Below are 10,815 nucleotides of genomic sequence, written 5' to 3' on the forward strand. Positions count from 1 at the left end.
ATTTAGACGTAATTTAAAATACTCCAATATAAGGTTTTTACTTAATCTACTGTTAATAAAGGCTTATTCTGCGTAATGTCATAATTTAAGTCTTAAAAAAATATACCAAGTTTTCGATTATTTGTTGCCTAGTGCTAAATCAGTAGTAACTTTTGTGAGATTTGCGATTATGTTGTGTTTATAGTTTTAGCCAGAATGACAATGTGTTAAAAACTCAATACCAGATAGCATACAAGTATCACAGTAGGGAGGCGATTAACAACTGATGAGCATTGTAGACAGTATATTCATGCAGATGTTCGGTCGCCCGAAGGGTATGCTAGGCAGGTTTGGTGGCATCATCATGGCACGCATGAATCAAGGGTTTACCTATTCAGTCATCGACCTGCTCGAAATTCAGTCGAGCGACAAAGTGCTGGAAGTTGGATTTGGCTCTGGAGTTGGCATTCAACGTCTGTCCAGGTTGGCATCAGCAGGATATATCGCAGGCATCGATTACTCTCAAGAAATGGTCGAGCAAGCTACAGCTCGGAACATAGCAGAGATTGAGGCTGGAGGAGTTGATTTGCGGCAAGGTTCGGTGGAAAGTTTGCCGTTTGAAGACAACACATTCGATAAAGCGCTGGCGGTTAACTCCATGCAAGTCTGGCCAGATGCCCTAGTTGGGCTACGGGAAGTGCGGCGAGTTATGAAGGTTGGTGGCAGAATAGCGCTTGGTTTTACTTCTTATTCAGGACAGTTGAGTACCGGATTGACTCAGATACTTACGACTGCTGGCTTTACTCAAGTACGCCTAGTGGAGACAGATCGCGATTTTTGTGTATTGGCAATGGCGTAACCGCCCGCCGGAGGCGATCGCACCATAACCAATGCCATCTAACGAATACTTGTATAGTAAGCCAAAATTTTGGGGTTGTCTCTCCCTTGTTCTAGCTATTATTTTTATTTCAACTATTGTTAATATATATTACGCGGATACCATCTACATGGAGGATACCAACCACACGCGATCGCCTCTTTATATTCTGACAAAGTATGATTAAAGTCTACTTCTAGAAATACCTTACCAGTATCAAGATCATGTTTAAAGTGGTAAGGTAAAAATACAGATACATACCATCCTAATTCCTTGAATTTTCGAGAATCATAGTTAACTTCTAGCTTGCCACATTCTCGAAGTCGCCAATACTTGTAAGGGATTCTCTCAGCTTCAGCAAAGCCTAAAGCTCGTGCCTCTTTTGAGATGTCAAGACTAAAGCCATGCTCATCTTTACCAATAGTTAAACATGAATCTTTGTAACTGTAACAAATTTCAATTGCAGTACCATATCCTGCTTATTTTGCCTCAGTTGGTATCCAAGCAAGAACCTCTAGTGTAGGTACTTTAAACAATTGATCTCTGTCTGGAAGCCACATTTGACAAGGGAGAAAGCACCATCTGTTCTGACTATGCAGAGCATTGTGCTTACAAGATTTGTAATTAGGACACTTTTCTGGAGGTTTGCCTGTTAAGATTTCACAGTCTAGAAATAACCAGCAACCAACCTCAGTTTTTTTACGTCTTCTACCCATAGTTTTATGCGTGAACTAACACCAGATGATTATAAAGAATGTCCACTTGGATTAGGTTGTTCAGAGTTCGATGAGCGAAATAAATATAGTTTACAACTCTGGCAAAAATGCCCAAATTCTAATTATTGTAAAGGTGTTTGTGAGGCATGGGATATACCACTAGAAATTGATGATGATAGAACAGTTGTTAATTTATATTTACCACACAATTATGATGAAAAAATATTTGCTAAGGAAATGAAAAAATATGGTTGGGCAGAAGCAGAAAGACTACCATTACATAGAGGTGAGCATTTCGATTTCTACACAATTAATGATGAATTATTAGTAATTGAAAATAAGTTTCAATACGGTTTCGCTATAGCAGTTGATATTCGTCGAAAGAAGTATATTCAAAAATGTGTAATTGATAAGCACGGTCTATGGTGGTGTACGAATGGTAGACCACCAAAGATTTAAAAATAAAGTGATCACCTGACTCACGAGGTAATTAAAAATATTTAATGTATGTTATGCCCTGTTTAGAACTAAACTGTTTAGTTTGTACTTCATGGCAGCTTCGCCAACAGTGTCTTCGCCGGATCTATCCCTTGTTCTAGCTATTATTTTTCTTTAAACTAACTAGAACAAAGTTGCTTCATCAACTGAAGTTGCGCGCTTATGCAAGACTATGTTTAAAAAACGATGGTTTGGTGTTGATAACGTAATTTTGTAGCAGTAATGAAGTAAATTTTCCCCTTTTACTAGTTTTATTGGTCGATGGGTATAATTTCATCGGTGTTGAAAACTTCAACTGTAGCATTTGGACTGTTCATATCTGTGGTTTGTTCGAGTAGGCGTGTTGCATCCTCAAGCAATGCACTTGCGTTCTGAAGCAGTGTTCGTACCTGGGTTAAGTTATTGCGCCGCTCGATACCTAAGTGTGCTTCTATATACCGCGCATCATGCTGATGGCTGAGGTGAATTACCCGTACTTCTTGTTCTTTCTCTGAAGGTGCAAACATTGCGTTTTCGGCGGTTAGTTTATAGTACGAGTACGTACCACTGGGGCGTTTGACATTGTAGATGTGGAGTTCGCAACCAGGTGGCGCGATGTACTGTCCGTCGAAGTTGGTAAGTCCAGTACGAATATTATCTAATGTGGTGGTGATCGCCTCAATGGCCGGGATAACACTTAACGATTCTGGTGATTGTGGGCAACCGCGCCTCATCAGCATCATGATAGCGGCAGAACGACGGGTCAGGCGAATTTGTTCTTGATACTGGCGCATTTGTTCTTCCCGAATACGAACAAGTTCGAGTTCTTCATCAGGGGTTAGTTGAACCGCACTTCCACAAGTTTTGTAATTTAAGCAGTCACCAGAGTCTATGCCTGGGTATTGCATCATGCTGGCACAGTCAAATCCAAGTCCGCATTTTTTCTTGGGCATAGGTTACATCTTTTTGTTCTAGTTACTTTTATAATTTTATATAGCTAGAACAAGGAGGAGTTATTTCCTATGGAGTTATCAGCGAGATAAACGATATTAGGATTTTTGCACCTGAGCAAGACATCGTTTCTACGAAGTGTTCAAATTTGAATACTTCGTAAAGACGATAGTAATTCCCAAAGGCTTTGTATTTACCCACACTCAGAGAGGCACTGTGGATTAAGTTTTCTCTACCAACAGATTTACTATTGCTCAATACCTCTTTGCGATCGCAGTTTATCCATTAACGCTTGTTGGGTAAAGACACGCAGACTTTCAATCTGCTCGATTTCGTTTGTTGTTAATCGAGTTGGTATCTCTTCGTACCAGTTTCCCTGACTGTAGCAGGTTTGCATCACAAGGGTATCCTCATGACGGTAAACAGTCAGAATATTAGCATCTAAGCTGGCACTCAACTCCCGTCCCTTGATACGGAAATTATTGGTAACAAGCATATAGTCAGTGATTGTAGAAGGCAGATGTTTGAGAGTAGAAGGCAGAAGAGTAAGAGAAGGAGTAGGGGATGATTGCTCTTGCAAAATTTGTTTAGCAGTGGATAAACCGTTTTCTTCTGAAATATCCTGTTGTGGGTGCTGTTCGTTCAGATGCGGCTGTACTTTCTTCTTGGTCTTATTTGCTTTCGACGTGGAGTTATCTTCTAATTTTGGTTGTATTATCGAAATCTCATCTGGATAATTACTTATTAGTATATGTGTACTAACAAGCGCTTTTGAGTTACTATCAGTATCGCCATCACTATCACTTGTACTGCTAGTAGTAGGTTTATCACTACACAAGTATTCATTATTACTTATAGTGTTGCTGTTTATGCGGTTAATTGCTTTGGCTTTAGCTTGTTGAATTATTTCCTGATCTTTATCTTGGTCGTACATTATTCCATATCCAGACCGCAGTTTGTTCCAGCTATAAGGTTTGTATACTTGATAACCAGCAATTTTTACATCATTATGGATATAGGTAAAGCCTAGTAGTTCCTCTCCCTGCATCTTAGGCAATACCCCAATGTTGTTTTCCTCCAAGCGTTGGATGAACGTAGAGACAGTGGGACTATCCTTGATGGCTTCTCCTATTGCTTGGCGAATAATTTCCTTACTTGTTGGGGTTTTGTGCTTACTGTTTACTGCTCTAATGCTTTTTGATCGGTTGGGGCTGGTGAGTGTAGTTATCCCGTACTCTTGCTCTAACTTAGAGGTGACAGCTTCATTCGTTGTCGGTGTCACCTCCAACCCTAGTTTCGCCGCGATGCGTCTAGTTGAGACTTGGGAGTTGAAATAATCATAGGAATCATTAACTAAACTGCCATCTAACCGAATCCGGGAGGCGATTATGTGCAGGTGTTCGTGGTTGCGATCGTGGTGGCGTACTGCAACAAATTGACTGGTAGCTGCTACAGATGATTCTTCCTTGGGCAAGTATCCCATATCCTTGAGATATTCCCTTGCTACATAACTGTACTGACTGTCAGATAAATGTTCGTGGTAGTCAAGACGGTGTGCGATTGAGATGATGAGGTGGGCGCACTGCCGTTTAACTGCTTTTTTGGTGTACTTGATGTTGAGAAACTGCTGGTTAAATTCGTCTGGGTTTGTTCCCATCATATTAGTATCGACAATCGCAGCATCATCTTTGCCCAAGATATACTTGAGCGTGTCGAGAAAATTGGGTTTTTTATAGATGACGGGAATCAAGTAGAGGAAGTTGAAAGTGAGGGATATAAAACCTGTAATGCTTTATTTATCTTGGCTTGAGGATGATTTGTCTGGAAGGTCTAGGTTAAATGCAGCTGCAATGGTCTGATCTACAAGTGCGATCGCATTATTGACAGTATCCAAAATTTGCTGGTTGTTTGTTTCCTTCGCCAAGTGACATAACATCATCAGTTCGCTTTTGAGGTTTCCAGCAGTAGCGCGGATAGTTATCAAGTCGGCGGGCGGTTTTGCCGTTAGTACCCGCCTTAATCCACAGGAACGTAAATACTCAGATGCAGTTACCCCTGTGGCGATCGCTTTTTCCTCAATGGTAGTTTTCTCTTGCTCAAAGAGGTATACCTTGATAGATTTGGTTCGCTTTATGGAGTTACTTACCATACCTTCTTTCACTGCGGGACTAAATGGCATAGTTGGAGGCTGTACTCCGACACTGGCGGATAACGGGAAATCTCACAACAGTGTGCGATCTCAATTCCAGACAATAGTATTGCTATTTTTGGTATAAACTGTACTGGATTTAGATGCCGTCGGTGAGAGTACTGTAATTTGTGATATGGATACAAGATTAGTATTTTGTGGTTCGCCTTGTAACTGACACTGAAGCCGTAAACTTTACTGTTGATGCTGCTAACGCTGGGTTGTAGAGATTGTATGGTTATGTTGTCAAGCTTGCGATCGCCTAGTGGGTCAAGTTTCAATTGTACGTAACGTAATTACCGATTTTTTAGGTGTTATTTCTATCGATTTGTTTAGTCATCAAACAGTAGATATCAAACAAAAGTAGTATTGACAACTGCATAATAAACAATTTTATTGAATATATTGTCAATTAACCTAATTTATTGCAAATAGTATAAGGATAAAATGACCCCATTGAACATACCTTGTTTTAGTTACGGGACTGTATAGCAACAGCAATGGTTTATTGTGAACCGGGACTGATGTAAATTCATATGCAGAGTAGGTTGTAGAGTTATATCCTAAGCTGATTAATCTTTGAAGTAATACTGAAATAGTTGTGTCAATTTGCCTTCAGAATACCTCAATCATGGGGATTGTGAGAGTTTATTTATCAGTTAACAACATATTTTTATTTGAAAAATTAGACCTGATTTTCAATTGATTGGGGTAATTAGTATGTGAATTGGGGTAGTTAGGAGTAAATACGGGGGTAAGTTCTCCCACCGTGTGGTTAAAGTGAGAGTAATGACAAATAGCTTACTGAGAAGCTTGGTTTGCAGATTATATAGAAGTAAGGGTATGGCAAGAGCGAGTAAGTCTGCTGATTCTGTTGAGTTGGCGCGAATCATGCGAAATAAGGATACGGAAGATGGGATAGTAATTAGCTATCTTCAGTCGAAGAAGCGAGGGCAAACCGAGTTAGTATGTGAGGTGCTGCGGGCGTATTACCTACCGTTTGCGCTATCTGCTGCGGGAGTATCTGGTATGGAATTGCAATTGGCCCTCCATGATGCGATCGCGCAACTTGAAGCCCAGATAATTAAGATGAAACGGACGTTTGGCATGGAGGGGTTGCCCCAGGTAGTTCTTGTTAATCCTCATAGTGGAGTTTTCTCGCAGGGTGCAACTGGGTTACAACCAACAGTTGGAACTAATGGCGTGGAAATAACTCCTGTTTCACCTAATTTGGTTCCCCCTTCGGTTTCTTTTTTTGATTCCACTGGGCCAAGTCCTGTGTCGTTACCTGTTGCGACAGAACCAGTCGGATCAAATGTTTTGGGAGAAGATTCCGAGGATGATGGTTTCTTTAATAATGACGAGGATGACCCAATTGCTAAGGCAGAAATAGAAGTTGATGCAGGATTTCGTCTGGAGTAAGGGGATTATTAGGGCGTGTTTTAAAACTAGAGCCGCAGGATGATAGAAGCGAGTGTTAGCATTGCAAGATAGTTATCAGCTTTTTTGTCATACCGTGTAGCAATGCGACGAAATTGATTTAAACGGTTGAAACATCTCTCGACCCGATTACTTTGGCGATAATAGGTAGATTGACTTATCAAAGTAGAACTTGAATAATAAGTATTAATTCTATTTGGGCTTGCGGTTCTTTCTATGCTTTGACAAGGTGATAAGAATGATTGCGCTACCTGACGTTGCGGTTGATGCTCAGATATATTCCAGCAATAATTCTGTGGTGTATCGTGGCATCAAGTTGTCAGATCGCACGCCTGTTATTCTCAAAGTTCTCAAACAGGACTATCCTACAGCATCGGAACTCACCCGCTACAGGCAGGAATATGAAATTACGCGATCGCTTAACTTAGAAGGCGCGATCAAGGCATATAGTCAGCAGGAATATCAGCGCACACTCATTATTCTTTTAGAAGATTTCGGTGGAGAGTCTCTGGAGAGATGGATACAACAGCGTCCAGATTTCTGCCCTATGCCCTTATCAGCTTTTCTATCCCTTACCATTAAACTCACAGGTATTCTGGGCAGAATTCATGCTGCTGGTGTCATTCATAAAGATATCAACCCTAGCAATATTGTCTTCAATCTAGATACTGGGGTCGTTAAATTTATTGATTTCGGAATTGCTACTCGATTTAACCGCACCAATCCAACCTTCAAAAACCCTCATGTTCTAGAAGGCACTCTTGCATATCTATCTCCAGAGCAAACCGGACGCATGAACCGTTTGCTTGATTATCGTACTGATTTTTACTCCCTTGGCGTAACGTTCTACGAACTGCTCACTGGACAGTTACCGTTTGCCACAACAGACATTCTTGAACTTGTCCATTGTCATCTTGCCAAATCACCTGTTCCACCTCATGAACTGAAGGCAACGATTCCCAAAGCAGTTTCAGATATCGTTTTGAAACTAATGGCAAAGAATGCGGAGGATCGCTATCAGAGTGCTTGGGGTATCAAAGCAGATTTAGAAATTTGTGCTGACCAATTAAAAAAAATCGGGCAAATTAATAGCATTCAACTGGGTCTATTAGATGTTTGGGATCAGTTTCAAATTCCCCAAAAACTTTATGGACGGGATCAGGAAGTTGCAATGTTACTAGCGGCTTTTGAGCGCGTTGCTTCAGAAAACCTTGTACAACAAACTTCAGAACAAAAACTAACAGACAATCAAACCTTCAAAGTCGAAATGATGCTGGTTTCTGGCTATGCGGGAATTGGGAAATCAGCATTAGTCCAAGAACTTTATAAACCAATCACCGCAAAGCGCGGCTATTTTATTTGGGGTAAATTCGATCAATTTCAGCGCAATATTCCCTACAGTGCGATCGCAGATGCCCTACAAAAATTGGTACAACACTTGCTCGGTGAACCAGACGAGCAAGTGCAACAATGGCGATCGCGCTTGCTAACGGCTTTGGGAACCAACGGACAAATTATCATTGATATCATCCCGGAAGTTGAATTAATTATCGGCAAGCAGCCGCCTGTATCAGAAGTTGGAGCAACTGAAGCTCAAAATCGCTTCAATCTAATCTTTGGGAAGTTTGTACGGGTGTTTTGTTCAGAGTCACACCCGCTTGTGATCTTTTTAGATGATTTGCAATGGATAGACTCAGCAACGCTGAAGTTAATCGAGCTGATGTTGCTTGATGAACAAACCCAATTCCTATTTTTAATTGGAGCCTATCGAGATAATGAGGTAAATCCAACTCATCCGTTGATGTTAACGCTAGAGAGACTGCGAAAACAAGGGGCAGTGCTTCAGGAGATAATCTTGGCACCATTAACGCTGGGTCCACTGAATCAGTTGATTGCCGAGACGCTACATCAGAATGCAGACACCGTTTGTTCCTTAGCTGGGTTAGTACTGCGTAAAACCGAGGGCAATCCTTTCTTTGTTGGTGAATTTTTGAAAATGCTGCATAGCGAAAATCTGCTGACATTTGATGCTGAACACTTATGCTGGCAATGGAACATTGCTCAGATTCAAGCCCAGGATATTACCGATAATGTAGTGGAGTTGCTACTGATCCAGTTAAATAAATTACCAGAAAACACACAGCAAATTCTCCAGTTAGCAGCTTGTATCGGTGCTAAATTTAATTTAAATACGTTAGCGATCGTTTGCAAACAATCTCCTAAAGCAATTTCTCTAGATTTACTAGTAGCCATTCAAGCTGGATTGATCCAACCTATATCTGAATTAGACGAAAACCTATTAGTTCAAGAATATAAATTTTTGCACGATCGCGTACAGCAAGCAGCATACGCCTTAATCGATGAGTCGCAAAAACTTGGGGTACATCTGCAAATCGGTCGCAATTTACTCGAAAAGACTTCGCCGGAGCAGCTAGCAGAGCGGTTGTTTGAAATTGTTGACCAACTGAATTATGGAACCGATTTAATCAGTCAGCAATCTGAACGGAATGAGATTGCCAAACTGAATTTGCAAGCAGGTCAGAAAGCCCTGGCAGCGACGGCTTATGAAGCAGCTTTCAAGTATTTCAATCCAGGGCTTAAACTCCTTGATGTGGAGAGTTGGCAGCGCGAGTATGATTTAACCCTGGCGTTGCATTCAGAGGCAGCAGAGGCAGCATACCTCAGTGGTCACTTTGACAAAATGGAGCGGCTTGTAGAAGAAGTGATCAGTCATGCGAAGACAGTGCTCGATAAAGTGAAAGCTTACGATAGCAGGATTCAAGCATGGCTGTCGCGGGGCGACCCTAAAGAAGCCCTTAAAACTGGCTTGGAAGTGCTGCAACTCTTGGGAATTAGTTTAGTAGAAACTCCAAGTCAGTTAGATGTTCAAGCAGGATTAGAGGAAACCGCTTCACGATTGGCTGGGCGGGAAATCGAAGATTTGATTGATCTGCCAGAGATGACTGAACCTGTACCACTGGCAGCAATCTACATTTTAGTAAGTACAGTGGGTGCAGCTTTTAATGTGTCACCTGCTCTGATGGTGCTGATTGTGTGCAAGATGGTGAATTTATCGATCGCCAATGGAAACGCTGTCTGGTCGCTTCTCGGTTATGCTGCCTATGGCATGATGCTATGTGGAGTTGTACAAGACCTTGAACTGGGGTATCGATTTGGCAAACTATCCTTAAATTTAGCGAAAAGATTAAGTAACAGGAGAGTTAACTGCAAAGCATTGCTGATGGTGAATTTTCATATCATTCACTGGAAAGACCACCTTAAAAAGACGTTCCCTAGTTTAGCGGATGCTTATCACACCGGGATAGAAAGTGGAGAGTTTGAATTTGCGAGTTATTGTGCATTTAGCCTATGTTATTGCCCCTTTTTTGCAGGACAAGAACTAACAGAACTGGAACAACAAACAGCGATTTATCGGAAAGCAACCAATCAAATTAGGCGAGAGACTCCTGCCACTTGGCTAGCAATGTTACAGCAAACGATCCTTAACCTGCGAGGTCAATCTGAAAATCCAAGTCGCTTAGTGGGTTGTATCTATGACGAAGAGCAAGCACTATCACGGGCGATCGCTGTCAAGGATGGAACTAGCCTTCACTACTTTTACTTAAATAAGCTGATTTTATCCTATCTGTTCGGAGAGTATGAGCAAGCTGCAAAAACGGCTACTTTGGCAGAACAGTATTTAAGCGCAGCCACAGCAATAATCTCTGTATCTATATTTCATTTCTATGACTCCCTAATATTTCTGGGCTTGTTGGCGGATGCTTCAAACTCTGAAAAAGCAACTTGGTTGAATCGCGTTAACGCCAACCAGGAAAAGATGCAGAAATGGGCACACCATGCCCCCATGAATTTTTTGCATAAATTTCAGTTAGTCGAGGCAGAGAAAGCACGAGTTTTGGGTCAGTTTTTTGAGGCAGAGGAGTTTTACGAACAAGCAATTCTTGGCGCTAAAGAAAACGAGTACCTTCAAGAAGAAGCATTAGGCTATGAGTTAGCTGCCAAACATTACTTAGCTCGTGGTCGAGAAAGGTTTGCTCAACTCTATATGAAGGAAGCCCATTACTGCTATGAGCGGTGGGGAGCAACCGCAAAAGCCAAAGATTTAGAAACTCGCTATCCACAGTTTTTTCCTCAGTCAATGAATATGGCTGCCGCACCAGTTCATA

At 41.4% G+C, this 10,815-nt stretch carries 7 protein-coding genes and 1 pseudogene; 4 read left to right on the forward strand and 4 right to left on the reverse strand.

Going from position 1 to position 10,815, the window contains the following annotated elements:
* Window positions 1-265: 265 nt before the first annotated feature.
* Complete coding sequence (locus tag LC653_RS33785; protein WP_229499111.1) at window positions 266-838, forward strand: class I SAM-dependent methyltransferase; 573 nt, start codon at window positions 266-268, stop codon at window positions 836-838.
* A gap of 740 nt (window positions 839-1,578) precedes the next feature.
* Window positions 1,579-2,031 carry a hypothetical protein gene (locus LC653_RS33790; protein ID WP_229499112.1) on the forward strand — a complete coding sequence of 151 codons (453 nt, stop codon included), beginning with the start codon at window positions 1,579-1,581 and terminating at the stop codon, window positions 2,029-2,031.
* Window positions 2,032-2,321: 290 nt separating this feature from the next.
* Here the strand turns inward: LC653_RS33790 and LC653_RS33795 are convergent, their stop codons facing one another.
* The 3 genes from LC653_RS33795 to LC653_RS33805 form a co-directional block, all read right to left on the reverse strand.
* Window positions 2,322-3,002 carry a hypothetical protein gene (locus tag LC653_RS33795; RefSeq protein WP_229499113.1) on the reverse strand — a complete coding sequence of 227 codons (681 nt, stop codon included), beginning with the start codon at window positions 3,000-3,002 and terminating at the stop codon, window positions 2,322-2,324.
* A gap of 245 nt (window positions 3,003-3,247) precedes the next feature.
* Complete coding sequence (locus LC653_RS33800; protein ID WP_229499114.1) at window positions 3,248-4,750, reverse strand: relaxase/mobilization nuclease domain-containing protein; 1,503 nt, start codon at window positions 4,748-4,750, stop codon at window positions 3,248-3,250.
* Between the two features lie 42 nt (window positions 4,751-4,792).
* The gene (locus tag LC653_RS33805; protein WP_229499116.1) at window positions 4,793-5,179 is read right to left on the reverse strand and encodes a plasmid mobilization protein; all 387 of its coding nucleotides are present in this window, start codon (window positions 5,177-5,179) and stop codon (window positions 4,793-4,795) included.
* A gap of 852 nt (window positions 5,180-6,031) precedes the next feature.
* Here LC653_RS33805 and LC653_RS33810 point away from each other — a divergent pair.
* Complete coding sequence (locus tag LC653_RS33810; protein WP_229499118.1) at window positions 6,032-6,610, forward strand: hypothetical protein; 579 nt, start codon at window positions 6,032-6,034, stop codon at window positions 6,608-6,610.
* A gap of 26 nt (window positions 6,611-6,636) precedes the next feature.
* On the opposite strand, the pseudogene LC653_RS33815 reads toward LC653_RS33810, so the two are convergent.
* Window positions 6,637-6,771 (reverse strand): annotated as a pseudogene (locus LC653_RS33815) (IS5-like element ISMra2 family transposase); the annotation flags it as partial.
* A gap of 95 nt (window positions 6,772-6,866) precedes the next feature.
* On the opposite strand from LC653_RS33815, the gene LC653_RS33820 reads away from it, so the two are divergent.
* A partial coding sequence (locus LC653_RS33820) for an ATP-binding protein (RefSeq protein WP_229499120.1) occupies window positions 6,867-10,815 on the forward strand: 3,949 nt, incomplete at its 3' end.

Source organism: Nostoc mirabile CHAB5784, assembly GCF_020829645.1.
GTDB classification, from domain to species: domain Bacteria; phylum Cyanobacteriota; class Cyanobacteriia; order Cyanobacteriales; family Nostocaceae; genus Nostoc; species Nostoc mirabile.

Bases quoted from the DNA above. Each gene is read 5' to 3' on its own strand.
- LC653_RS33785 (WP_229499111.1), top strand. From the start codon at position 266: ATGAGCATTGTAGACAGTATATTCATGCAGATGTTCGGTCGCCCGAAG.
- LC653_RS33790 (WP_229499112.1), top strand. From the start codon at position 1,579: ATGCGTGAACTAACACCAGATGATTATAAAGAATGTCCACTTGGATTA.
- LC653_RS33795 (WP_229499113.1), bottom strand. From the start codon at position 3,002: ATGCCCAAGAAAAAATGCGGACTTGGATTTGACTGTGCCAGCATGATG.
- LC653_RS33805 (WP_229499116.1), bottom strand. From the start codon at position 5,179: ATGCCATTTAGTCCCGCAGTGAAAGAAGGTATGGTAAGTAACTCCATA.
- LC653_RS33810 (WP_229499118.1), top strand. From the start codon at position 6,032: ATGGCAAGAGCGAGTAAGTCTGCTGATTCTGTTGAGTTGGCGCGAATC.